Here is a 23,010-nt window from a genome sequence, read left to right as displayed (position 1 = left end):
ACGATTCAAGGCTGCTCATCAGCCTACTTAATAAATAACTCACGGCTTTTTAATGGCTTTTTGCCAAGTAAAGGCTTGAGTAAGTATCGACTTAATTGCTTTGCCATATATAACACATCAGGGGCGCTAAAGTCATGAGCTGCTATGGCATTTAATTGCTTCCCTGAAAAGCCACTATGGGGGTCGTCATGCAGCAAGAAACCGTATTCAGCAAAGTACTGATAATTTGCTGCATCGTTAATTACATCACCTTCAGCATCAACACTAAAATCTACGCCATATCCAAGCATCTCTAACAGTTGAAACTCATAAGAGCGTAGTACAGCTTGTAGGTTTTTAGTCGTTGATAATTCGTCGAGATGCTTCTTATAAAGATGATAAACACTTTCCATCGGCTCATTGATAGGTACGATACGGTTGGTTAATTCGTTCAAATAAAAACCGCAATAGAGTTGAGTACCCGACAGTACGGTTTGCCCGCCATGGGGCTCAAAACGATTGATGTATTTTAAATCTGACTTACCGCTGTATTGCACGAGCAGAGATTGAAAAGGTTGTAGTTGTGCTTTATGTTTAGTGGCCTGGCGACCACTAATGCGCGCCAGCATTCTCAGCTGACCTACGCCTTCTACCAGCATATCAAGCATTACTTGCGAGTCACTAAAAGGACGTCGGTGCAGCAAGTATGCTGTGTAGAATTCGCTGTCCATGGAGTGTAAGACTTTACTTAGTCTTCACCATAGCCAAGGCTACGTAGCGCACGCTCATCGTCAGCCCAGCCAGACTTCACTTTTACCCAAAGTTCTAAAAAGACTTTGTTATCCAGCATGTCTTCAAGGTCTTTACGAGCTTCACGGCCAATCACTTTCAACTTTTCGCCTTTATTGCCGATCACCATGCGTTTTTGCGTTTCACGCTCAACAAGGATCAAGCCATTAATTTGCCAAACACCGTTTTCTAGCCATTTAAACTGCTCGATTTCAACGGTGACTGAATATGGAAGCTCATCACCCATAAAACGCATCAGCTTTTCACGAATAACTTCTGCCGCCATAAAGCGCATTGAACGGTCTGTTACGTAGTCTTCAGGAAAGTAAAACTCACAAAGCGGTAAACGCTTTTTCACTTCATCTTTGATTAAATCAATATTTTTACCCTGCTTTGCAGAGACTGGAATAATAGCCACAAAATCAAATTTACCACCCAAAAACTGCATGTGCGGAAGCACTAAATCACGGTCTTTAACTTGGTCAATTTTATTCATAACTAATAACACTGGACGACCACTTTGACGTACTTTGTTTAGCACCATCTCATCATCTTCATTCCAGTGTGTGCCTTCAACCACAAAGATTATAAGTTCTACATCGCCAATTGAGCTTGATGCAGCACGATTCATTAATCGGTTAATAGCGCGTTTTTCTTCAACGTGTAAGCCAGGTGTATCCACATAAACAGCTTGGTATTTACCTTCGGTATGAATACCCATGATACGGTGACGTGTAGTTTGTGGCTTACGAGAAGTAATCGACACCTTCTGCTCAACAATATAGTTAAGTAAGGTTGATTTACCTACATTTGGGCGGCCAACAATGGCAACCATCCCGCAGTGCGTGTCTAGCTCTGCAGGTTCTTTGCTAATTAAATCATCAAGATTCATTTTTAAGTATCTTTAAGGCTTTTTCAGCGGCTTTTTGCTCAGCTTTACGACGAGAGCTACCTACTGAGATAATGCTATCCATCCCTTCAACAATACATTCAACCGTGAATGTTTGATTGTGCGCTTGGCCTTTTGTATCTATTACAGTGTAGCCAGGTAACGATAATTTGCGCGCTTGTAAGTATTCTTGAAGTAATGTTTTAGGATCTTTTTGATTTAAGCCCGGCGAAATTGCGTCAAGACGCGACTCGTACCAGCTTAAAATTAACTCACCACATTGTTCAATGTTTGAGTCTAAGAACACTGCCCCAATAATCGCCTCAACGGCATCAGCTAGGGTTGATTCACGGCGAAAACCACCGCTTTTAAGCTCACCTGGACCTAAGCGTAAGTAATCGCCTAAGCCAAATTCAAGGCCGAATTCAGCTAATGTTTGACCACGAACTAAGGTCGAACGCATACGGCTTAAATCACCTTCGCGTGCTTTTGGAAATTTAGTATATAGCGCATTTGCAATCACAAAGCTCAAAATTGAGTCGCCAAGAAACTCTAAGCGCTCGTTATGTTGGCCTTTATGACTACGGTGCGTCATTGCCTGCTCAAGCAAAGCTTGATCAGTAAATGTATAACCTATTCTGTTGTATAACTCTGTTACGTTTTTTTTCATCGTTACTGAATATTACCTAGGCGTTCAAAGCGAACACCAGTTGGAACCCAGCCTGGTAAAAAGTCATCTGGGCCATTTTCAAATTCAAAACTCATCCATATAAAGACGGCTTTACCTACCAAGTTTTCTTTAGGTACAAAGCCCCAAAAGCGACTATCTTGGCTATTATCACGGTTATCACCCATCATGAAATAATGATCGGCAGGAACAACCCACTCGTCTGAGCGTGTACCTGGTTGTTGATAATAACGGCCTTTCATTTCAGGAGCTTGCGGGTTAATCAAAATATTATGATTTACTGTGCTTAGGTTTTCTTCTAAACGCACTAAATTCATAGAACCCTGCTTGAACTCGTCACTATTGAGGATTTCCATATCAATTTTGTTGTATTCATTACACAGCAAATCACCTTGCTGAGTCACACCTTCGGCGCATTTCGGCTGAATATAAAGGTGCTTATTGCGATATACAATTTTATCGCCTGGTAAACCAATCGTACGTTTAATGTAATCCACACGCTCGTCTAATGGGTATTTAAATACCACAATATCACCACGTTCAGGTTCATCAACGTCAACTAACTGACTACGCCAAATTGGATCTTTGATGCCATATGAGTACTTCTGTACCAAAATGAAGTCACCCACCAATAAGGTTGGCATCATTGAGCCCGATGGAATTTGAAACGGTTCAAAAATGAAAGAGCGGAAAATAGTAATTGCCGCAATCATTGGAAAAATTGATTTAGCCGTTTCAGTGATACTTGGCTCAGGCGCAATTAATGCAGCAGTTTCTTCGTCTAACTCACCACCTGCCGCGTTTTGAGCAAGGGCAATGCGTTGCTGACGCTTTGGCGCAAACATAAAGTGGTCAATTAACCAAATTAATCCTGAGCCTAGCGTTAACAACACTAAGAAAATAGAAAAGTAACCCGCCATGCATTAATTCCTTTATTTACTTCTAATTATTTACCAACTTTAAGGATAGCTAAGAATGCATCTTGAGGTACTTCAACGTTACCTAGTTGCTTCATTCGCTTTTTACCTTCTTTTTGTTTTTGTAGCAGTTTTTTCTTACGACTCACGTCACCACCGTAACATTTCGCGATTACGTTTTTACGTAATTGCTTAACTGTTGTACGCGCAATAACATGCTGCCCAATCGCTGCTTGAATCGCAATATCAAACTGCTGACGTGGAATTAAGTCTTTCAGTGCTTCAGCTAACTGACGACCACGTGATTGTGCAATATCGCGGTGTACAATAATAGCTAACGCATCAACACGCTCACCATTAATCAATACGTCAACACGTACCATGTCTGAAGCTTGGAAATGTTTAAAGTTATAATCAAGTGATGCAAAACCACGGCTTGTTGATTTTAACTTATCGAAGAAGTCCATTACTACTTCAGCCATCGGTAATTCGTACGTCACCGCAACTTGCTTACCATGGTAGCTCATTTTAGTTTGCATACCACGCTTTTCAACACAAAGCGTAATTACGTTACCTAAAAATTCTTGCGGTACTAATATGTTAGCTTCAACAATTGGCTCACGGATTTCAAGAATATTATTCACTGGCGGTAAGTCAGACGGGTTATCTATCTGTTTAGTTCCGTCTTTAGTCTCTACTTCGTAAATTACTGTTGGTGCAGTTGTAATAAGATCAATGTCGTATTCACGCTCAAGACGCTCTTGGATGATTTCCATGTGAAGCATACCTAAGAAGCCACATCGGAAACCAAAGCCTAGTGCTGTTGAGTTTTCTGGCTCGAAGAATAACGAAGCATCGTTCAAACTCAGTTTATCAAGCGCATCACGGAATGATTCATAGTCATCAGATGAAATTGGGAACATACCTGCGTAAACCTGTGGTTTAATACGCTGGAAGCCTGGTAAGCGCTCTGGAGCAGAGTTACGCTGTAAAGTAATAGTATCACCTACTGGTGCACCATGAATTTCTTTAATACCCGCAATTACGAAGCCAACTTCACCGGTTTTCAAGATGCCCGTGTTAGTTTGCTTTGGTGTAAAAATACCTACTTTATCTGCGATATGAACTTGATCATTCGACATGATCTTAATTTTATCGCCTGAGCGTAATTCACCGTGTTTAATACGTACTAATGATACAACACCTTGGTATGGGTCAAACCATGAGTCAATGATAAGCGCTTGTAGTGGCTTATCTTTGTCGCCTTCTGGTGGCGGGATATCTTTAACAATGATTTCGAGTACTTCTTCAATACCAATACCTGTTTTAGCACTACATTGCACAGCATCTAGGGCATCGATACCAATGATGTCTTCAATTTCTTCTGCTACACGAAGTGGATCAGCTTGTGGTAAGTCGATCTTATTTAGAACTGGAATAACTTCTAAGTCCATTTCAATTGCTGTGTAGCAGTTAGCTAAGGTTTGTGCTTCTACACCTTGACCCGCATCAACAACTAAAAGTGCACCTTCACAGGCTGCCAATGAACGCGATACTTCGTATGTGAAGTCAACGTGTCCTGGCGTGTCGATAAAGTTTAACTGGTATGTTTCGCCGTCTTTAGCTTTATAATTTAGCGTTACACTTTGCGCTTTGATGGTAATACCACGCTCACGCTCAATGTCCATTGAATCTAACACCTGCTGCTGCATTTCACGGTCTGTTAAACCACCACAAACTTGGATAAGACGGTCAGAGAGAGTCGATTTACCATGGTCAATATGGGCGATGATCGAAAAATTACGGATATGCTTCATAAACTGGATTCTAAACTTCTATATAAAATGGACTAAGTGTATAAAGCGGCAATTTTACATTTAATTGGCTTTAATCACCATCTATTTGAGTGAAAGGAATAGCAATTGGGTGAATTTTTATTACTTTAATATCATGCTTTAGGCTCTTAACCCTTGATTTAGCTATCACATAGCCCGTTAAGCCACCAATGACGGCTGCTAAAATTTGCCAGCCTTCAGCAAGCGAAAAAGCCGCAAATGCGATTAAAGCAAACCCTAAACTAAACAAAAGTGGTAGCATATAAACAGCCATTGCATGTTTGACCAAGTGGCTATCATCGAGTGCCAAGGTTACTTTTTGCCCTACCTGTAGCTCTTTTTCGAATGTATAAGGAAAGGTTTTTTTTGCTGTTCCGAACAGCTTAGCAAAGATCTGCGAACCGCAGCGACCATTACAGCCAGCGCAAGCTTGCTTTTGCTCTGCTTCTAAATTCGCTGTCGTGCCTTTAACTGACACGACAGAGAGTGTTTGTTCAATCATAATTTAAAGAGGTCGCGCTACCGACTCTGCTATAGCTTTGGCTGTCATAGCTGGGATATTACCAACAACCGATACATCAAAGCTACCACCATTGTGAACATAGACCGTCGTCGCACCTGATGTTAAAGCACCACTTGCACGTTTACCGGGTAAGGGTCTTTGAATAAAAACAGATACTTCAACAAACCCATCTGAATATAAATAATAGTCAGCAAGTTCATTGTTTAAGTCGAGTTTATGACGGTCTGATTTTAACAGCTTAAAGCCATCAGGGAGCCAGCCAATTTTCCAATCATTCGCTGCGCCGTCGCTATCACTGGCAATATCATTCGTTGAAAGCACAGCAGGAAACTCACGGTTTTGCATTTCAACTAACATCGGCGCAGGTTGCTCTGTAACGCTAATATGAGTTAGTTGTAATTGCTCTAGCATCTCACCTTTGTGATTTACATAGGCTGATTTAAGTAACAACGAAGACTCTGTATCAAGCCAGATCCAATAGTTATATTTGTATTCATCTTTAGATTCGATGCGCACTAACTGTGCAGAACGACCAGCAATACGACCTTTACCGCCAAGAACAAAGTCATAATGAGCACTTAGTCTATCGATGTCTTTAAAAAGCACTTCGGGAATAGGGCCAGCTATAGAGTCTGTTTTGACTGAATAAGGCTCAGAATGCGGTTCAAAATAAGTAACTTGATCATCAACACGCACCATTTCAAGACCAGCACCGTTAAGCAAACTTAAATGCTCAAGTTCGATATCATTTTGTTTTGCATGTAACCATCGATACGGTTCCATCGCTTGGCCTTTTACAACTACAAACGATGCATCAAAATTGCGAGTATGAACGGCCGTAGCCATATCATGTAATAATGTTTTGGCGGGATTTTCGTCGCTAGCAATGGCAGGGGCCGTTAATACCAGCGACAAAATAAAAGTAAAAACTTTCATTTAATTAGTTTTTTTCCTCTTCTGCATTTTCTGCAGTTTGCGATTCTTCTAGCGAATATGCAACACGCGCTTGACGTTGATGTTCAAGAACTAATGCACCAATACGTTGCTGTTGTAATTCACGTAAACCTTGCTGAGCATTCTCTAACGCAGGTTTCTCAGATGAGTAACTTACCGGAGAAGCCATACCGGTTAACGGTACTGTTTGTAAGGTTGGAATGTCATTTTGTGGTACTTCGGTGTTTTGTGGCAAAGTTTGTACGCCCACAATCGCAAACATAGCAACACTGGCAGCAATTGCCACTTGGGCAAATGGACGACGCCAATTAAATGCTACTACGTTATCTGTGCCTGTTGCCGCCACGATTTCTTCGCTTTTTGGTACCGTTGTTTTATTCGCGAAATCAGCGTATACAGGTTCTTGCTCAAGTGCTTCAGCCACTGCATCTGCAATGTCAAAGTTAAAAGCGTTATTATTTGCCTCAGCACGCATTACATCACCAATCATTGCGTAACGACCAAATGTAGACACATCGTCGTTTGTGATCGCTTGATCAGTTAACTGCTGCTCGCCGTCAAGTAACGCGGATAACTGCTCATTATCCAACTTGTTAACGTCTGCTTTTGTCATACTAAGACTCACCTATTAATGGGTTCAATTTATTATCAATCGCCTCACGGGCACGGAAAATACGTGAACGTACCGTTCCCACAGGACAATCCATAACCACGGCTATTTCTTCATAGCTCATACCTTCAATTTCACGAAGGGTAATCGCGGTTTTAAGATCTTCAGGCAAACTATCAATCGTATTAAAAATTACAGCACGTACTTCGTCACTTAATAACAGGTTTTCTGGCGATGCGTTTGAACGCATAGCATCAGCACTGTCATAAAACTCTGCCTCTTCGGCATCAACATCGTTAGCTGGGGGCTTACGGCCCTGAGCAACTAAGTAATTTTTAGCACAATTTACGGCGATACGGTATAACCAAGTATAAAAGGCGCTATCCCCTCTAAAGTTAGGCAATGCACGGTAGGCTTTAATAAAGGCTTCTTGTGCGACATCAGCAACATCACCTTGGTTTGATACATAACGTGAAATCAAACCTGCAATTTTATTCTGATATTTTCTAACTAATAGGTTGAAGGCGTTTTTATCTCCTTGCTGGACCCTTTTAACTAGCGCTAAATCCAAATCCTGCTCGCTCATTCGAGCCGGTACTCCTCTGTTTGATTCTTGCTTGCTATTCATATACTCGCCATTGTTTACACAAACTCTGACTGCACCATGAATATAAAAGTTCAGTTTAAAATGATTTTTTTATAAAATAGCACGCAAATAAATTGAGTCATACCAATCTTATTACACGGAAATCCTAATAACTGCCTAAAAATCAACGGTTATCTATATTAAATTCACAATTCAAAACAGTTAACAATAAACTGTTTATGTGACGATAAAACTAATAAGATTGGTATAACGTATTAAAATGACTAATAGTGTTAAAGCAAATATGGTACATATACGTATACCACATAAAAATTTATTTGCTCAAACTTTTGGCACTACTAGCCGAGCATTGTAACCGCAAAGACCACAGACATGAACCAAAATAAACATCACATTACTGATGTCGCTATCATTGGCAGCGGCGCCGCTGGCCTTTCTCTTGCTTTATCTCTAGCTAATCACTGTAAAGTGACAGTACTTAGTAAAGGAGCGTTAACCGAAGGTTCTACCTTATATGCTCAAGGTGGTATTGCAGCAGTATTTGACAAAAAGAATGACAGCATTGAATCTCATGTTGAAGACACGTTGGATGCAGGTGGCGGATTATGTGACCGCGACGCAGTCCACTACACCGCTAGCAATGCTAAAAAGTGTTTAAAGTGGCTCATTGAACAAGGCGTGCCTTTTGATATGGAATTTGATTCAAAAGGTAAAGAACGTTTCCATTTAACCCGCGAAGGCGGTCACAGTCATCGTCGCATATTACATGCTGCTGATGCTACAGGTCGTGCAGTACAAACGACCTTAATTAGCCAAGTTCAAGCACACCCTAATATCACCCTATTAGAAAACTACAATGCCATTGATTTAATCACTGATAAAAGCCTAGCTAAAAAAGGCAAACATGTTCATGGCTTATATGTTTGGAACTGTGTCGATAAAAAAGTTGAAACAATTAAAGCAAAGTTCGTTTCACTTGCAACAGGTGGTGCAAGTAAAGTGTACTTATATACCTCTAACCCTGATGTATCCAGTGGTGATGGTATCGCTATGGCATGGCGCGCTGGGTGTCGTGTCGCTAATATGGAGTTTAATCAATTCCACCCAACTAGTTTATATCACCCAGAACTGCAAAACTTTTTAATCACAGAAGCAATGCGAGGTGAGGGAGCTTACTTAAAACGCCCTGACGGCACCCGCTTTATGAAAGATTTTGACGAACGCGGAGAACTTGCTCCTCGCGATATCGTTGCTCGCGCTATCGATTTTGAAATGAAACGCCTTGGCGCGAACTGTGTATACCTTGATATTAGTCATAAAGAAAAAGATTTTATCATTGAGCATTTCCCGACTATCTACGCAAAATGCTTAAGTGTTGGTCTCGACATTACCAAAGAAGCCATTCCGGTAGTACCCGCTGCACACTATACCTGCGGTGGTGTTATGACCGACTTCAATGGCCGCACAGATTTAGACAACCTTTATGCGGTTGGCGAAGTAGCTTACACAGGCTTACATGGTGCTAATCGCATGGCCAGTAACTCACTACTTGAATGTATTGTATTTGCTCATGCTGCCGCAAAGGATATTTTAAGCAAAATAGATTCAAGCCCAGCCCTTGAAGCTTTACCACTATGGGATGAAAGTCGTGTAACTAACTCAGACGAAGAAATTGTTATTACCCATAATTGGCATGAGCTAAGATTATTTATGTGGGATTACGTCGGTATTGTCCGTTCTACAAAACGCTTAGAGCGCGCGCTTCACCGAGTAGAGTTACTACAGCAAGAAATTCATGATTACTACGCTAACTTTAGGGTTACAAATAATTTGTTAGAACTTCGAAACTTAGTGCAGGTCGCAGAGCTTATTATTCGCAGCGCACTTGAGCGCAAAGAAAGCCGTGGCCTTCATTACACTATTGATTATCCTGAGCAAAACGAGAATCCCACACCAACAATTTTAACCCCTAAGACGGTTGCTGCACTGCAATAATCGCACGCTTTAACCGCGAATAACTCATTTCATCAACACTGGCTGCATTAATTATCAGCCAGTGTGATTTATAAAACCCCGCCAGCCTTAGCACTACAAAATTAGCAAACACATAACTTTTAGCCATTATCTGGCCTTGAATTTTAAGATTGTCGTTCACGAACCTAAGCTCTGCTTGCTCTAAAATAATAACGCCATTTTCAGGCTGCGCATGTTGGGCTTTTTTAAAACACAGAATGGCTAGAAAAAGACAAGCTAAACACGCCAAAAGCTGAGCAATAACATGCTGGTAAGCAAAGCATAATATGATGGCTATCAAGCAAAAAAAGACCACAAAGGGTTTGTGGTCTGTGGTGTTATTTGTAACGGTAAATCTATACACGAACTCGGTCTAAAATTAACGCGACCATACCGTTTAGCTCTGGGTCCTTACACTCTTCGTGACCCATAAACCATGCGAATAAATCAGGATCATCGCACTCAAGTAAGCGTTGAAAAACAGCTTGCTGTTCTTTTGATAGTGAGTCAAACGCTTCTTCAACGAATGGCATAAATAAAACATCTAGTTCTAACATACCGCGACGGCATGCCCAACGAATACGTTCTTTACTGTGAATTTCAGTCATTTTAAACCTCGTACTTATTTGTCTGCAGTTTACCAAATTGCTATCGAATAAACAGCTATTTAAATTGCTACCCTAACTAAGTTATCATTAGCGCTCATTCATATCGTAAAGAAGGTTTTTATGTCGACTGTTTACGCATGTCCTTTATCTTATTCACTTATCAGCCTGACAGGCAAAGATAAGTTATCTTACCTTCACGGACAAATCACGCAAGATATCAACAAGTTAAGCAATGATAACTTCCTTTGGGCTGGCCACTGTAATGCAAAAGGCAAACTTTGGGGTGTGTTTAGGTTGTTTTCTCACCTTGACAGCTATTACCTGGCAGGTTCAAAGCCTGAGGTAGAACAATCTCTAGTCGAGTTAAAAAAATATGCTGTATTTTCGCAAGTAGAAATTCAGCAATCTGAAAAACAGCTAATTGGCTTATTAGGTGATGACCTAACAGCGGCTTTAGAAACCTTAGCAATTACTTTTGATGATGAGCATAGCGCAGTCGATTTTGCTGACGGTAAAGCCCTCAAGCTTGCAAATAACCGCGTATTACTTATGGTCAATGATGAGTTTAGCTTACCTGATAACGTAATAGCGCTTGAAGATGACGCTCCATGGCAACAAGCAGCTATTGCAGCTGGTGAGCCATCATTAAATAGCGATGCTATTGGTGAATACGTACCGCAAATGGTTAACTTGCAAGCGCTCGGTGGTATCAGTTTCAGAAAAGGCTGCTACACAGGGCAAGAAACCGTAGCCCGTATGAAATACCTAGGCAAAAATAAACGTGCTATGTATATCGTGTCAGGCAAAGCTGAAGGCTTACTTGATGAGCTTGAACTTGAAACACAAATGGGCGAAAACTGGCGCCGTGCCGGCAAGCTTATCAGCCAAAGTTATAATCAACAAACGCAAACCTTAATGGGTCTGGTTGTGCTTCCTAACGATAATGAAGCAGGCCAAATTTTGCGGGCAAAACACCTCCCTCAGGTAGAGTTATCAATTCAAGCTCTGCCTTACTCTCTCGAAGATGAATAAATAGGAATGACTATGATCGTAGCAGCAAACAAAGTGGTAAAAATGCATTATTCAGTATTGGATAATAACAAAAACACCATCGACAACTCTTTCGATGGTGAGCCACTAGTGTTCATCGTTGGCACAGGTTACTTAATTCCAGGCCTCGAAAATGCGCTATTAGGTAAAGAAGCAGGCGACACATTCAGCGTAACCGTTGAACCAGAGCAAGGCTATGGTGAGCGTCACGATGACCTAATGCAAGCAGTACCAAAATCAATGTTTGAAGGTATGGAAATTGAAGTTGGTATGCAGTTCCGCGCTACGACAGATGCTGGCGACCAATCAGTGATGATCATCGAAATTCAAGACGAAGACGTCATTGTAGATGGTAACCACCCTCTTTCAGGTATTACGCTACATTTTGATGTTGAAGTACTTGAAGTACGCGATGCAACTGAAGAAGAGTTAGCACATGGTCATGTGCACGGTGAAGGTGGTTGTGGTCACAGCCATTAAAATATAGACATAAAAAAAGCGCCTATGGCGCTTTTTTTATGTCTATATACTGCTGTCAAATAGCTGATCATTTACTCTGCTTCTGACGTAGCCTCTTTGCTAATTTCTGGTACTGCTTCAGTAATATGCAATTTAAGTGCAGCAAGTAAACCATCTTGGTCGTTGGTTCCTAAGCGATAGTGAGTACCGTCTTTCATTGCCAGTTCTACAGCACTGAATCCTGATACACTATAAACCCAACCATCATGAGTAATACGAAGGCCTATGCCATGTCGAAATGAGTTACTTACAGCTCGAACAGACTCAATCTCATCAAAAGCTACTGTTTTACCAAATACACCAGGTCCAAATGCCCAGCTAACGGTTTTATCGTTGACCTTGATGGTTAAACCATGGAATAAAAAGGCCACCAGCACCAAAATAGCGCTAAACACCATGAGCGGAATATCTGCACCAATTAAATTCCAAGCTAAGGCGATGAAGCCGCCAATCCAGCCTAATATAACAAAAATAAAAATAGCGTACTGCTTATGTTGATACATAGTGAGGTATTCTCTTAAAAGCTATAAACAAAAGTCGCACTCAGCTCAGAATCGTACTTAAGCTTATCTTCCTCTGGTTTTGAGTTATAGCGATACATATAGGTAAATTTGAGTGAAACATCACCCATGATTTTGCTGATCAATGAGGTTTCTGATTTTAAACGCGAGTTTAACCCTGACAACGATTGCTCATAACTAACGTCTTGATTAAAGCGAGTTCGCGCAGAGACCGTACGCTCCCACTGCAGCGCTAAACGAAGTAGATAACCCGTTTTTGTTTGATCTTCTTCTGTAGCCGTATCTTGATCAGCCACCGATCGATATAAACCAGGGCCAACATCGATATCGACTTTATTCTTACTGCCTTGATAAATGCGATTACCGTAACCAGTCGCTACTGTGCTCTTAAACTCAAGACCACTAAATTTATCTCGCTCGTAGTCACCATAAATAAAAAATGACTCATTTTTCACATTTAGCTTATAGTTGCCTTGGCCTGATACAAATATTCGATCAGCTGAGACTTCTTCATCACCGGTTTCTTCATTGCGGTCACGTTTGTATAAAGTATCGAGCTTAAATTGGTTGCGCCATTTTTCAAAATCTTGGTAGAGATTACCTTTGAGTTTGAAACTAGTTGAGTTAGTATTGCCACGACTTACCATAAAGCCAAACTCCATATCTCCATACAGCAACTCGCCTTTATGAATTTTATGAATTTCTTCTTCTGATAATTGTCCGTATTCATGAAAGTCTTCAAACGGATCAACAGCAAAAGCCTGCCAACTGCATACGAGCAGGGCGGGCAAAATAATTCGTTTTATTGAATTAAAACAACTAAAAGTAGAGTCAAACATCGGCTGGAGAGTTATTCGCTATCTTTCCATAGGATGTGGCAAAACGGTGCATCTTTGTCTCGGCTAATTAATATTTTCGCAAATAAAATATCTTGATTGTCGAATTCAAGCCCTACTAAGACTTGCACAAACAGCTCAGGTTCAATTTCTAGTGCAACAAAATCTTGCCACTGCTCGTCAGGCTCACCTTCTTCAATAAAGCCAAGCTCTTCTCTGTGCTCGTTAAAATAAGCAATATCTTGCTCGCTTAAGTTATCAGGCGCTAACTCTAAAAAGATATCATAAGCCTGATGAGTTACTTCTTCTTCACTGTATAAGCGTGGACCAGCCATTCCTTAAACCTCTGCACATGTGTATCGCTTTGAATTCGGCTATGATAACAAACCTCTTTTGAGTTTTACCAAAAAAAAAGCCAGGTTACCCTGACTTTTTTGTAATTTTAAGAATTTTTACTCTGAACTCGCTGTGCCTTTTATTTTTTCACGCATTGATTGCACTAATGTATAAAATAGCGGAACTAACAAGGTGCCAAAGATGGTTGCAGCTAGCATCCCAAATAACACGGTAATACCGAGCGATATACGACTACCGGCCCCTGCGCCACTTGCAAACACCAGCGGTAATACACCAAGCACAAACGAGAGTGCCGTCATTAATACAGCCCTAAAGCGTAATCTTGCAGCGTTAAGAGCCGCTTCAAAAATACTTTTACCTGCCGCGCGCTCTTCCATAGCAAATTCAACAATTAAAATAGCGGTCTTGGTGGATAGACCAATCAGGAGCACTAAACCAACCTGCGCATAGATGTTGTTTTCCATACCAATCACATATAGCGCAAGCATGGCGCCAAATAACGCCAGCGGTACCGCTGCAATTACCGAGAACGGAATTGTCCAACTTTCGTATTGCGCTACTAAGAATAGATAAACAAACACCACCGCTAAGCCAAACAAGATGGGCGCCATATTTCCGGCTTCAATCTCTTGTTTCGATTGCCCAGCCCACTCATAGACATAGCCCGTTGGTAGCTGCTCAGCCAACTCTTGCATTGCTTTAATAGCATCACCACTGGCATAACCCGCTGCTGGCTGTCCGCTAATACTGGCGCTGCGATATAAATTAAAATGGGTCAAACTTGTTGGACCAAGAATTGGCTCAAGTTTAGCTAAAGTGGTGAGCGGCACCATTGCCCCCTCATCATTTCGTACATAGTAGTACTGCAAGTCTGCAGGGTTTTGACGAAAACGGCTTTCCGCCTGCATGATAACGCGGTAAGTACGGCTAAATTGGTTAAAGTCATTAATGTATAACGACCCTAATTGCGCCTGTAAAGTTAAGAAAATATCACTAAGCGCTACCCCTTGAGCTTTTGCCTTATTACGGTCAATTTCAAGAAAATACTGTGGAACGTTCGCTCTAAATGTACTGTAAACATTAGAAAGCTCTGGACGCTGGTTGGCTTCATAAATCAGGCCATTTAACACTTGTGCAAGCTCAGCAGGCTCACGCCCTTCGCTGTCTTGTAATCTAAACTCAAAGCCAGCACTCGTGCCAAGACCCGGTATTGAAGGAGGATTAAATGCCATAATTTGCGCATCTGGCATAGCCCAAAACTGACCCATTAAACGCGTCAGTACCGCGCGTAATCCAAGCTCCGGACTTGTACGCTCTTCCCAATCTTTGAGCACGACGATACCCAAAGCATTATTAGAACCTGCACCACCTAGTAATGAAAAGCCAGATACCGCAATAAAATCGGTTGCGGCAGGTTCATTTTTCACTATATCACCCAATTTGTGCATCACTTCTTTAGTACGACCGCTTGCTGCGGCATCAGGTAATTGCACATCAACAAAAAGAAATCCTTGGTCTTCTGCTGGAACAAAGCCCGTAGGAACTGTTTTCACCAACCACCCTGCCGCAGCAAAAATAACCACTGCGAACAGCGCCATTCTTGCTGTGCGTTTTAAGATAAATTGAATAACCTTACTGTAGCCACTGGTCGAGCGAGTAATAATATTTTCGAAAGGCGCTAACCATTTAATCGGCTTCATGGCCTTTTCATTTAACAATAAAGCACACAAAGCAGGGCTTAATGTCAGTGCGTTTAAAGAAGAAATGAGTACCGCAAACGAAATAGTCACCGAGAACTGTTTATAAAGCTCCCCTGTTATTCCGGGCATAAAGCCAACAGGCACAAACACCGCAAGCAATACTAAGGTCGTTGCCACTATTGGCCCCGATACCTGCTCCATCGCTTTTGTGACCGCTTCTTTAATTGGCAATTTTTCTTCTTTAAGTATTCGCTCAACGTTTTCAATTACAATAATGGCATCATCCACAACAATACCTATTGCAAGGACTAAACCGAATAAAGTGATCAAGTTGATGGAGTAATCCATCATCATCATAAACGCGAAAGTCCCCACTAACGATACTGGAATAGCAACCGTTGGAATAAGCGTAGCGCGCCAATTTTGTAAGAATAAAAACACGACTAAAATAACCAAGCCGACCGCTTGAACAAGAGTAATAACCACTTCGTCAATAGAACGATTGATGAACTCTGTTGTGTCGTAAGGAATTGAGTACTCAACACCATCCGGTAGCTGTTTAGCAAGCTCTGCCATACGTGCTTTTACATCAGCAGCAACTTGAGTCGCATTCGCTTCTGTCAGCTGATAAATAACAATAAACGCAGTGTCTTGCTGGTTTAGCTTTGCTGTTGTACTGTAACTTGCTGCACCTAATTCAATACGTGCAATATCGTTTAAGCGTACAAAGTTGCCATCTTTGCTTGAGCGAATAATGGTTTGACCAAATTCTTCAGGGGTTTTTAAGCGCCCTTTAGCTTGAATTGAATATTCAAACTGCTGACTCGGTTCAGAAGGCGCAGCACCAAGCTTACCCGCAGCGACTATGGTATTTTGCTCTTGCAACGCAGCTCGAACCTCTGACACCGTTAATCCAAGTGATGCCATCCGATCAGGGCGTAACCACAAGCGCATAGAATAAGTTTGCTCGCCCATTACTTCAGCAGATGCAACTCCATTAATACGCCCTAATGGCTCTGTTAAATAGTTTGTCGCATAATTACTCAAGAAAATTGCGTCGATATTTTCTTGGTTCGAATATAAGTTAATACCCAGTAGCATCGAGCTCGATTTTTTCTTAACCGACACACCTTGACGTTTCACCTCTTCAGGTAAGCCTGCTTCAGCGAGTGCGACGCGGTTTTGTACGTTAACTTGGGCTATATCTGTGTCTGTTCCGACCTTAAAGTACACGGTTATATTAGCCGTACCGTTATTAGAAGATGTTGATTCGATATACATCATATCTTCAACACCATTAACCTGCTCTTCTATGGGCCTGATCACCGACTCTTCAACTATTTGTGCACTTGCACCTGGGTAACTGGCACTAATTTGAACTTGCGGAGGTGTAATTTGCGGGTACATATTCACTGGCAACAATGCCATTGAAATTAAACCCGCAATAGTAATAACAATCGATATTACCAAGGCAAACTTTGGGCGAGATATAAAAGTTTTACTGATCATATCTCAATCCTAAGAGTTAGCTTTGCTAGAAATAGTGCCAGTTGTCTCATCGACGTTTTTTTCAACCGCTTTCACTTCAGCACCTTGGCGAACTTTTTGTAAACCTTCGATTATGACTTTTTCACCAGCTTCTAAGCCTGACTCAACAACCCACATAGCATTAATGCGACGACCAAGTTTGACGATACGCATAGCAACTTTATTTTCATCATCAACAACAAGTACAAACTTACCTTGCTGGTTTTCTTGTACCGCTACTTGTGGAATTAATGCCAGCTCCTGTTTATTGGTACTTTCAACGATTAAGGTAACAAATAAGCCAGGCATAACTATGCCATCAGGGTTATCAAATTCAGCTCTAAGCTCAACCGTACCTGTGTTTCGATTAATTTTAGTATCTGCGAAATCCAGTACACCTTTGTCAGGAAATGTCGAGTTATTCGGTAAACGCAAAGTTAAGTCAATGGGCACATCACGAGGGTCTTTATCTGAAGGTGCTTGATGTTGCTGGCGATAAGAGATGTAATCTGCTTCTTCAACCTGAAAGCTCACGTAAATTGGGTCAACATCGGTAAGCTCTGCGAGTTCATTTGATGATGGACCAACAATATTGCCAACATCATAATTTACTTTACCAATACGCCCTGCAAACGGTGCACGAATATCTGTATAACTTAAATTAAGCTTTGCTTTTTCAAGCTCTGCCTCAGCCGCTTTTACAGCTGCAGCCGTTTGCTCAAAGTTAGTAGTGAGTTTATCGAGGTCTGATTGTGAAATAAAACCTTGTGCGGCCACATCTCTTCCGCGCTTTAAATCACGTTCAGCAGCATCCGCTGCAGCAATTTTACTTTTCAGGTCAGCTTCAACTTCTGCGACCGTTGAGCGATATTCAGATGGGTCAATCCTTAGTAAAAGCTGATCTTTTTCAACAGACGAGCCTTCATTAAAGTGACGTTCTATTAATTCCCCCTCAACTCGGGCTCTAATTGCGACCTCTTGGAATGCTTCAGTACGCGCAACAAATTCTCGGTAATTACCAACTTCTTGTGTGACGACATTAAATACTGATACGGCCGGTGGCGGCGTAGCTTGTTGTTGTGCTTTATCATCTGAACAGCCAACCATTGTGGTTGTTAAAGCTACTGAAAAAGCAGCAAAAGCCAAAGAACGAGATGATTGTTTAGTTATGCGAGCTGTGTTGCGCATCAGCATATTTTTACTCCTTGTAGCGCGACTTAAAGCTAAGTCTAGTCGTGTCATGGGATTTTGTGAAAGTATCTAACTATTCACAAAACCAAACTAGCTATGAACTAGCATCTTTGTTTTAAAAATATACATCAATTTGTAACTAAATATATGACAAGGTTACCCATTTTTGGAAAATATAGTGATTCCTTGCGACACATCAGCAATTCTTTACTTAGTTGTAATTAACTCGTAAGCTCTAGCAAACAGGTCAGAGGAGTTACCATGATAAAACTAAAAATAAAACAACAAGTCGCATGGGTTAGCCTTGTTCGTCCCGAGAAACAAAATGCACTAAGTTTTGCTATGTTTGTTGAGCTTTCAAACGTAATAAAAAAAATTAAACGCGATCGCAATTTACGCGCTGTCGTTATATCTGGCGAAGGTGGACACTTTTGCTCTGGGCTAGATGTTGCTGCGGTGATGAAAAAGCCGAGTAATATCGTCAAACTCTTATTCAAATGGTTACCAGGAAACCAAAACCTAGCGCAGAAAGTCGTGTTAGGTTGGCAAGATTTAAGTATTCCAGTGATTGCTAAAATTAACGGACATTGCTTTGGTGGCGGCATGCAAATCGCACTCGGTGCTGATTACCGCATCGTCGATAAAAATGCCAAATTAGCCATCATGGAAGCGCGTTGGGGCCTTTGCCCAGATATGGGGGCTAACGTGGTACTTGCTGGCTTGATGAAACGCGACCAAGCTCTTTGGTTGGCAAGTCATGCAGGCTCTATCTCGGCTGAAGACGCAAAAGAATATGGCTTAGTTACGCAACTAACTGATGACATTGATAAACAAACAGACGCTGTACTCGAAACACTGATGGCCCGCTCGCCGGATACCCTTGCTGCAATTAAACGAATTACTCAGCAAAGCTATCGCTCACAGCAGCGCAAAATTCTCGCTAAAGAAACATGGAGTCAAATTCGTTTACTGATGAACCCTAATACCAAAAAGGCTATTGCGAAGGCGAAAGGCGCTGAAGACATCAAATTTAATAATGCAAAATCATGGTAAGCTAAAGTCGCATAGTACAACTGACAAGGGTATGATGTAGTTGTACTTTATTCGCAATCATCCTGACTCATGAAATACCTCATCAGTAGTATCATTATTCTTGGCTGTTTAGCCGTTGCTAAATATTTGACGGCTTTGCTTGAAAGCTCTTTCCCTGCCCCATTGCTAGCTATGGTGTTACTGCTTGTATTACTGTTAACGGGCCTAGTGAAAGAACAACACTTAAAACCGACAGCCAGCCCTTTACTTAATTATATGCCGTTATTTTTCATCCCAGCTGGGGTTGGCATTATTGAGCACCTAGGTTTAATTACACAGAATTGGCCTTTATTACTGACTATTTTTTTTGTAGTGCCACTGACCAGTGTTTTACTAATAGGCTCTGTTATTGCTTACTTTAAAGGACGTGAAAATGACAGTTAGTTTATGGTGGCTAAGCGTTCCTTTTATTATTGCTCTTTTCTTAGTGTTACGCTTTTTGAACTCTAAAGCACACCATGCCATTCCTAAAGCACTTAGCAACCCTGTGTGCTGGGCAATTGTCTTAATTGCGGCGCTGTTAGTGATATTTAAACTCCCTTACGCACCTTTTGCCGAACACAGTAAAATTTTAAGTTGGTTACTTGAGCCTGCGATTGTGGCTTTAGCTTTACCGCTTTATCAGCAATTTATACATGTAAAAAAGAACCTACTATTAATTCTTATAAGTTGTAGTTTAGGGGTATTCAATGCGACGCTGGTAGCATCGCTAATATGCTATATTTTTGACGCACCCACGCAGTTAAGTGCATCACTTGCCAGCTTGTCAGTAACGACACCGATCACTTTATTAGTGACAGAATCACTGGGGGGCATTCCCTCTTTGGCCGCAGCAATGGTGATCTTTATTGGCGTATTAGGGGCTATTTTTGGTAATTTGATTTTCTCGCTGATAAATATTCGCAACGCTCAAGCAAAAGGCGTTGCCATTGGCACTGCATGTCACGCCATTGGTACAGCGTCATTGATTGCTGATCAGCCAAAAGCTGGCGCCTTTGCCTCTGTAGCTATGGCATTAAGCGCACTACTAAGCGCTATTATAGTGCCAATACTCTATCCTGTTATTCAGCATATTCTGGTATAGTCAACGCTCGCAGTAACCTTGTTAGGAAAACACATGATTGACTCAGAAATACAACAAGTCGAAAAATACTACAATCTGATAATGGAATATTTAGTCACCTATAGCATGCAAATTGTAGGTGCCATCTTAATTCTATTTTTTGGCTTATGGATTGCGCAAAAAGTATCGAATATGGTGGCTGGCCTCATGCAGCGTCATAATATCGATATCACCCTCACCAACTTTGTCAGTAATGTCATAAAAGTATTGCTGATCATCATGTTCTTAGTTATTGCCCTTGGTAAAATAGGCATTAGCGTCACGCCTTTTGTGGCAGCGATTGGTGCCGCATCATTAGGTGCAGGTTTAGCAATGCAAGGCATGCTCTCAAACTACGGCGCTGGTCTTGCGATCATTGCAACAAGGCCATTTGTCGTTGGCGATACTATCGAAGTGAAAGGAGTAAGCGGACAAGTTAAAACCATTGAGCTTGGCCACACGATTCTTATTAACGAAGAAAAAGTCGAAATCACCATTCCTAACAAACATATTGTTGGCGAGATTTTACATAACTCGTTTAGCTATTCACTAGTCAAAGGCGAAATAGACATAGCTTATGATGCAAATGCTGACCTAGCTATTGAGCTTATCGAAAAAGTCTTAAACGATCATGAGCTAGTTAGTGACTCTCCTCACGCACAAGTAGGTATTGAGCGCTTTGCACAAAGCGGTGTTACCTTGAGCTATCGCTTTTGGGTGCCAACCACCAAAATTATAGAGACTAAATTAGCGGTTAACCGCAATGTATTTAAAGCAATTCAGGGGGCGGATATCGAAATTCCTTTCCCACAACGGATTGTTACCCTGAATCAAAATTCCGAAAAAGGCGCTTAATAGCCTTTTTACTGGTTCGACGACAGTGATTGTGTTTGTTTAAAACATTGTAGTACAATTTAAATGATAACAATTACTATCATCAATTAACGTCGAGCTATTTTTACCATGAGTAAACGTCTTTGGTTCCAACTACATGGTTGGTTTTCGCTCCCTTTGTGGGTGCTATTTTGCTTTATCTGTATCACAGGTACTGTGTCTGTGATAAGCCATGAGCTTACTTGGCTCACTAACAGTGAAGCACGTGCAAACAACCCAAATGACTTACCAGCACTAGGTGTTGATCAAGTTATTAGTAGCGTTGAAAAAGCCTACCCTACAGCTGATGTGATGAGTGTTCTCACTTATGAGCCTTATCTGGTGAATGCTGTTATTTTCACCGATACTGACAAACCTTATGCTGTGGCCTACGTCAATCAATATACAGGCGAAGTACAAGCGGTTAATGACACGATCTCTTTTATTGAATTTATGCGTACCCTACACGGCTGGCTATTCTTCCCTTGGCAAGAAGGTTACAGCGTAGGTTACTACCTAGTCAGCGCCATGGCTTTTGTCATTTTAGGTGCGCTAGTAACAGGCTTAGTGATTTATAAAAACTTTTGGCGTGCATTTAGTCAGCCAAAACTACGTTTTAACCAAGGTAAAAAAACCTTTCTAAAAGATTTACATACCCTAAGTGGCGTTTGGTCAATTTGGTTTATGGCTGTGATGGCTTTGACTGGCCTGTGGTATTTAGTACAAGCCATCATGTGGCATAACGAAATAGACATAGAAGAGCACGCACCGCTAGTGGCTGTGTCAGCCTTACCTGCAGATAAACAAACACCGCCTACAGACTTAAAAGCGGCATTAGCGATTACCAAAGAGAAATACCCAGATTTCAAAGCAAGCTATGTGATGCTCCCTGAGCATAACCGTGGCATGTTTAACATCATGGGAAGTGGCGATACTATTTTCTATGATAACTACGCCTACTCAACATCAGTCAATCCATGGACTGGTGAAATTGCAGTAAGCAAAAGCCCTGAGACGATGAACGCTTTACAAACCCTGTCGCATATCGCTGATCCACTGCATTACGGTAATATTGGCGGTCTTTGGACAAAAGTTATTTGGTTTATTTTTGGTTTAATTTTAAGTGGAATGTCAATCACAGGTTTTATGATGTATGCCGCTAAATTAGTTAATAGCAAACCGGTAAAAGCGCGCCAAACTGCGCCAGTAAATAATGTTCAGGAGGCAAACTAATGGCTCGTTTACAAGCAACTTGGTGGCAACGTAAAAAGTACATTTTGCATGCTGTAATACTAGCTTTGCCTGTATGGTTTATTTATCAATCATTAAATCCCCAGTTTCCTGCTCTTTGGCAAGAGCAACAAGCGGGTGAATTTAAAATCGCGCCGATGCCGCTCAATGAAGATGCTCCTTACTCACACCACAATGAATACGTAAAAGATTTTTTTATTGCTTTTAATCAAGGTGACATCAGCAATATCCGTCAGGCTTACCTAAATATTGGTAAAGCGCCTTTGTCACTGACTGAGTTTGCCAAAGATGAAGAAGGCATAATGCATGGTACAAATCATGGTCAGCATGCCCATGCTATTGCCCCAAAAACCATCTCAGCAGACGATAAACTATGGATCACCATTCAAACTTGGCAAGGTCAACTACATACCCTGAAATGGGATATTCCCAGTCAGTTTATTACTCGATAACATCCGAAAAGCCACTCACTGAGTGGTTTTTTTGTATCTCTTTAAAAACACTTTCGCCCCCTCTAAAACAGTTGAAAGTAAATTTTTTGTTAATTATTACCACTAAAACCTTTACAAAGGTAATAAT

The 23,010-nt window shown here is 41.3% G+C and carries 25 protein-coding genes; 9 read left to right on the top strand and 16 right to left on the bottom strand.

Going from position 1 to position 23,010, the window contains the following annotated elements:
• Positions 1–23 precede the first annotated feature (23 nt).
• The 9 genes from recO to rpoE all read right to left on the bottom strand — a co-directional run bounded on the left by recO (position 24) and on the right by rpoE (position 7,770).
• Complete coding sequence (gene recO, locus L1D46_RS08440; RefSeq protein ID WP_130052137.1) at positions 24–710, bottom strand: DNA repair protein RecO; 687 nt, start codon at positions 708–710, stop codon at positions 24–26.
• 17 nt (positions 711–727) lie between these two features.
• Positions 728–1,660 (bottom strand): GTPase Era, encoded by a 933-nt coding sequence (gene era / locus L1D46_RS08435; protein ID WP_130052138.1) that lies wholly within the window; start codon positions 1,658–1,660, stop codon positions 728–730.
• A complete protein-coding gene (gene rnc, locus L1D46_RS08430) occupies positions 1,650–2,327 on the bottom strand; it encodes a ribonuclease III (protein ID WP_130052139.1) in 678 nt (225 codons plus the stop codon). Before rnc ends, era begins: the two co-directional genes overlap by 11 nt.
• Before the next feature lie 2 nt (positions 2,328–2,329).
• A complete protein-coding gene (lepB, locus tag L1D46_RS08425; protein ID WP_062566752.1) occupies positions 2,330–3,265 on the bottom strand; it encodes a signal peptidase I in 936 nt (311 codons plus the stop codon).
• Between the two features lie 26 nt (positions 3,266–3,291).
• Entirely contained in the window at positions 3,292–5,079 is a 1,788-nt protein-coding gene (gene lepA, locus L1D46_RS08420; RefSeq protein ID WP_054554335.1) for a translation elongation factor 4, read from the bottom strand.
• Between the two features lie 70 nt (positions 5,080–5,149).
• Entirely contained in the window at positions 5,150–5,599 is a 450-nt protein-coding gene (locus tag L1D46_RS08415) for a SoxR reducing system RseC family protein (RefSeq protein ID WP_239977323.1), read from the bottom strand.
• 3 nt (positions 5,600–5,602) lie between these two features.
• Positions 5,603–6,556 carry a MucB/RseB C-terminal domain-containing protein gene (locus L1D46_RS08410; protein WP_130052141.1) on the bottom strand — a complete coding sequence of 318 codons (954 nt, stop codon included), beginning with the start codon at positions 6,554–6,556 and terminating at the stop codon, positions 5,603–5,605.
• Between the two features lie 4 nt (positions 6,557–6,560).
• Positions 6,561–7,187, bottom strand: a complete 627-nt coding sequence (locus L1D46_RS08405) for an RseA family anti-sigma factor (protein WP_239977321.1) — start codon at positions 7,185–7,187, stop codon at positions 6,561–6,563.
• 1 nt (position 7,188) lies between these two features.
• The gene (rpoE, locus tag L1D46_RS08400; RefSeq protein ID WP_036969086.1) at positions 7,189–7,770 is read right to left on the bottom strand and encodes an RNA polymerase sigma factor RpoE; all 582 of its coding nucleotides are present in this window, start codon (positions 7,768–7,770) and stop codon (positions 7,189–7,191) included.
• A 393-nt stretch (positions 7,771–8,163) separates the two neighbouring features.
• Between rpoE and nadB the strand changes: the two genes are divergently transcribed.
• Positions 8,164–9,786, top strand: a complete 1,623-nt coding sequence (gene nadB, locus L1D46_RS08395) for an L-aspartate oxidase (RefSeq protein WP_130052143.1) — start codon at positions 8,164–8,166, stop codon at positions 9,784–9,786.
• On the opposite strand, the gene L1D46_RS20955 is transcribed toward nadB, so the two are convergent.
• The gene (locus L1D46_RS20955) at positions 9,761–10,120 is read right to left on the bottom strand and encodes a protein YgfX (RefSeq protein WP_345779675.1); all 360 of its coding nucleotides are present in this window, start codon (positions 10,118–10,120) and stop codon (positions 9,761–9,763) included. The genes nadB and L1D46_RS20955 overlap by 26 nt on opposite strands.
• Positions 10,121–10,160: 40 nt before the next feature.
• A complete protein-coding gene (locus L1D46_RS08385) occupies positions 10,161–10,412 on the bottom strand; it encodes a succinate dehydrogenase assembly factor 2 (protein WP_054562257.1) in 252 nt (83 codons plus the stop codon).
• A 120-nt stretch (positions 10,413–10,532) separates the two neighbouring features.
• On the opposite strand from L1D46_RS08385, the gene ygfZ reads away from it, so the two are divergent.
• Positions 10,533–11,444, top strand: a complete 912-nt coding sequence (ygfZ, locus tag L1D46_RS08380; protein WP_239977318.1) for a tRNA-modifying protein YgfZ — start codon at positions 10,533–10,535, stop codon at positions 11,442–11,444.
• A gap of 12 nt (positions 11,445–11,456) precedes the next feature.
• Complete coding sequence (locus L1D46_RS08375) at positions 11,457–11,942, top strand: peptidylprolyl isomerase (RefSeq protein WP_130052146.1); 486 nt, start codon at positions 11,457–11,459, stop codon at positions 11,940–11,942.
• Between the two features lie 71 nt (positions 11,943–12,013).
• On the opposite strand, the gene L1D46_RS08370 is transcribed toward L1D46_RS08375, so the two are convergent.
• From L1D46_RS08370 to L1D46_RS08350, 5 genes are all read right to left on the bottom strand, one after another.
• The gene (locus tag L1D46_RS08370) at positions 12,014–12,484 is read right to left on the bottom strand and encodes a hypothetical protein (protein WP_167657888.1); all 471 of its coding nucleotides are present in this window, start codon (positions 12,482–12,484) and stop codon (positions 12,014–12,016) included.
• 14 nt (positions 12,485–12,498) lie between these two features.
• On the bottom strand, positions 12,499–13,308 hold the full coding sequence (locus L1D46_RS08365) for a DUF481 domain-containing protein (protein ID WP_130052321.1): 810 nt from the start codon (positions 13,306–13,308) through the stop codon (positions 12,499–12,501).
• A gap of 44 nt (positions 13,309–13,352) precedes the next feature.
• Positions 13,353–13,673, bottom strand: coding sequence for an HI1450 family dsDNA-mimic protein (locus tag L1D46_RS08360; protein WP_130052148.1), 321 nt, complete (start codon positions 13,671–13,673; stop codon positions 13,353–13,355).
• A 117-nt stretch (positions 13,674–13,790) separates the two neighbouring features.
• Positions 13,791–16,904: a multidrug efflux RND transporter permease subunit gene (locus tag L1D46_RS08355; protein ID WP_130052149.1), complete on the bottom strand. Its 3,114-nt coding sequence runs from the start codon at positions 16,902–16,904 to the stop codon at positions 13,791–13,793.
• Positions 16,905–16,913: 9 nt separating this feature from the next.
• Positions 16,914–18,116, bottom strand: a complete 1,203-nt coding sequence (locus tag L1D46_RS08350; protein ID WP_239977317.1) for an efflux RND transporter periplasmic adaptor subunit — start codon at positions 18,114–18,116, stop codon at positions 16,914–16,916.
• A 258-nt stretch (positions 18,117–18,374) separates the two neighbouring features.
• On the opposite strand from L1D46_RS08350, the gene L1D46_RS08345 reads away from it, so the two are divergent.
• The 6 genes from L1D46_RS08345 to L1D46_RS08320 all read left to right on the top strand — a co-directional run bounded on the left by L1D46_RS08345 (position 18,375) and on the right by L1D46_RS08320 (position 22,883).
• The gene (locus tag L1D46_RS08345; protein WP_239977315.1) at positions 18,375–19,166 is read left to right on the top strand and encodes a crotonase/enoyl-CoA hydratase family protein; all 792 of its coding nucleotides are present in this window, start codon (positions 18,375–18,377) and stop codon (positions 19,164–19,166) included.
• A 69-nt stretch (positions 19,167–19,235) separates the two neighbouring features.
• Positions 19,236–19,589 (top strand): CidA/LrgA family protein, encoded by a 354-nt coding sequence (locus L1D46_RS08340; protein ID WP_239977313.1) that lies wholly within the window; start codon positions 19,236–19,238, stop codon positions 19,587–19,589.
• Entirely contained in the window at positions 19,579–20,289 is a 711-nt protein-coding gene (locus L1D46_RS08335) for an LrgB family protein (protein WP_167657887.1), read from the top strand. Before L1D46_RS08340 ends, L1D46_RS08335 begins: the two co-directional genes overlap by 11 nt.
• A 33-nt stretch (positions 20,290–20,322) precedes the next feature.
• Positions 20,323–21,162 (top strand): mechanosensitive ion channel family protein, encoded by an 840-nt coding sequence (locus tag L1D46_RS08330; protein WP_130052153.1) that lies wholly within the window; start codon positions 20,323–20,325, stop codon positions 21,160–21,162.
• A 99-nt stretch (positions 21,163–21,261) separates the two neighbouring features.
• Positions 21,262–22,413 (top strand): PepSY-associated TM helix domain-containing protein, encoded by a 1,152-nt coding sequence (locus L1D46_RS08325; RefSeq protein WP_239977328.1) that lies wholly within the window; start codon positions 21,262–21,264, stop codon positions 22,411–22,413.
• Positions 22,413–22,883 (top strand): hypothetical protein, encoded by a 471-nt coding sequence (locus tag L1D46_RS08320; protein ID WP_239977312.1) that lies wholly within the window; start codon positions 22,413–22,415, stop codon positions 22,881–22,883. Before L1D46_RS08325 ends, L1D46_RS08320 begins: the two co-directional genes overlap by 1 nt.
• Positions 22,884–23,010: the final 127 nt, after the last annotated feature.

It is taken from the genome of Pseudoalteromonas sp. Isolate3, from assembly GCF_022398505.1.
Lineage (GTDB): Bacteria > Pseudomonadota > Gammaproteobacteria > Enterobacterales > Alteromonadaceae > Pseudoalteromonas > Pseudoalteromonas apostichopi.
This window is presented reverse-complemented; position numbering and strand designations above follow the sequence as displayed.

Excerpts from the sequence above, each read along its gene's own strand:
- recO (WP_130052137.1), bottom strand. The coding sequence starts at position 710 with ATGGACAGCGAATTCTACACAGCATACTTGCTGCACCGACGTCCTTTT.
- era (WP_130052138.1), bottom strand. The coding sequence starts at position 1,660 with ATGAATCTTGATGATTTAATTAGCAAAGAACCTGCAGAGCTAGACACG.
- rnc (WP_130052139.1), bottom strand. The coding sequence starts at position 2,327 with ATGAAAAAAAACGTAACAGAGTTATACAACAGAATAGGTTATACATTT.
- lepB (WP_062566752.1), bottom strand. The coding sequence starts at position 3,265 with ATGGCGGGTTACTTTTCTATTTTCTTAGTGTTGTTAACGCTAGGCTCA.
- lepA (WP_054554335.1), bottom strand. The coding sequence starts at position 5,079 with ATGAAGCATATCCGTAATTTTTCGATCATCGCCCATATTGACCATGGT.
- L1D46_RS08415 (WP_239977323.1), bottom strand. The coding sequence starts at position 5,599 with ATGATTGAACAAACACTCTCTGTCGTGTCAGTTAAAGGCACGACAGCG.
- L1D46_RS08410 (WP_130052141.1), bottom strand. The coding sequence starts at position 6,556 with ATGAAAGTTTTTACTTTTATTTTGTCGCTGGTATTAACGGCCCCTGCC.
- L1D46_RS08405 (WP_239977321.1), bottom strand. The coding sequence starts at position 7,187 with ATGACAAAAGCAGACGTTAACAAGTTGGATAATGAGCAGTTATCCGCG.
- rpoE (WP_036969086.1), bottom strand. The coding sequence starts at position 7,770 with ATGAGCGAGCAGGATTTGGATTTAGCGCTAGTTAAAAGGGTCCAGCAA.
- nadB (WP_130052143.1), top strand. The coding sequence starts at position 8,164 with ATGAACCAAAATAAACATCACATTACTGATGTCGCTATCATTGGCAGC.
- L1D46_RS08385 (WP_054562257.1), bottom strand. The coding sequence starts at position 10,412 with ATGACTGAAATTCACAGTAAAGAACGTATTCGTTGGGCATGCCGTCGC.
- ygfZ (WP_239977318.1), top strand. The coding sequence starts at position 10,533 with ATGTCGACTGTTTACGCATGTCCTTTATCTTATTCACTTATCAGCCTG.
- L1D46_RS08375 (WP_130052146.1), top strand. The coding sequence starts at position 11,457 with ATGATCGTAGCAGCAAACAAAGTGGTAAAAATGCATTATTCAGTATTG.
- L1D46_RS08370 (WP_167657888.1), bottom strand. The coding sequence starts at position 12,484 with ATGTATCAACATAAGCAGTACGCTATTTTTATTTTTGTTATATTAGGC.
- L1D46_RS08360 (WP_130052148.1), bottom strand. The coding sequence starts at position 13,673 with ATGGCTGGTCCACGCTTATACAGTGAAGAAGAAGTAACTCATCAGGCT.
- L1D46_RS08355 (WP_130052149.1), bottom strand. The coding sequence starts at position 16,904 with ATGATCAGTAAAACTTTTATATCTCGCCCAAAGTTTGCCTTGGTAATA.
- L1D46_RS08350 (WP_239977317.1), bottom strand. The coding sequence starts at position 18,116 with ATGCTGATGCGCAACACAGCTCGCATAACTAAACAATCATCTCGTTCT.
- L1D46_RS08345 (WP_239977315.1), top strand. The coding sequence starts at position 18,375 with ATGATAAAACTAAAAATAAAACAACAAGTCGCATGGGTTAGCCTTGTT.
- L1D46_RS08340 (WP_239977313.1), top strand. The coding sequence starts at position 19,236 with ATGAAATACCTCATCAGTAGTATCATTATTCTTGGCTGTTTAGCCGTT.
- L1D46_RS08335 (WP_167657887.1), top strand. The coding sequence starts at position 19,579 with ATGACAGTTAGTTTATGGTGGCTAAGCGTTCCTTTTATTATTGCTCTT.
- L1D46_RS08330 (WP_130052153.1), top strand. The coding sequence starts at position 20,323 with ATGATTGACTCAGAAATACAACAAGTCGAAAAATACTACAATCTGATA.
- L1D46_RS08320 (WP_239977312.1), top strand. The coding sequence starts at position 22,413 with ATGGCTCGTTTACAAGCAACTTGGTGGCAACGTAAAAAGTACATTTTG.